Annotated in this window: 1 protein-coding gene; it reads right to left on the reverse strand. The window is 44.9% G+C overall.

Annotated features, from left to right (window positions below; genetic code table 11):
* Positions 1–636, reverse strand: a 636-nt coding sequence (locus ACS8FD_RS21020; protein WP_439277295.1) for an aldo/keto reductase, incomplete at its 3' end; no start/stop codon positions are given.
* Positions 637–680 lie beyond the last annotated feature (44 nt).

A 680-nucleotide genomic window follows, 5' to 3' on the forward strand; every position in this document is an offset into this window, starting at 1 on the left:
GTTAAGTAGGCTGTAAGGGTTTTGTACCGTAATCGGCGCTTTTAGTCCATTTTTATCCGCTTCCCATAAATAGCGCATCAGACCCCAAGCAGTATCATTCGATAGCCCATAAGCACGAATACGACCTTTTTTAATTTCATCATTTAAAGCACTGATGGTTTCCAAAAACGGCGTGAGGTCTTCTAGTGGCTGCGCTGCCATATCTTCAGTATAACCGCGCTGTCCAAAGTAGTTGGATTGGCGTTCAGGCCAGTGCAACTGGTAGATGTCGATATAATCTGTTTGTAGACGCTCAAGATTACTATCAATCGCGCTACTGATTTGCTCAGCGTTAAAACGCGTTTGACCGTCACGCAAAAAGCTCATTGGTGACATTTTGCTGGCAAGTATGACCTTGTCACGCTGTTTGGTCTGGTTAAACCATGTGCCTACGTAACGCTCTGTATCACCTTGCTTGTCTTTGTCTGGCGGTGAAGGGTACATCTCAGCTGTATCCCAAAAGTTTACCCCTTCGCTGAGCGCCATGTCCATTTGCGCGTGTGCTTCAGTTTCGGTGTTCTGTTGGCCCCAAGTCATCGTACCTAGACAGATTTTAGAGACTTGTTCATCGATTTGTGGAAGCGTCTGATATTGCATATAAATGTCCTTTTTAAAAGGGTTGTTGTTCTCTAGAGTACGTT

Source organism: Psychrobacter sp. 1U2 (assembly GCF_051847575.1).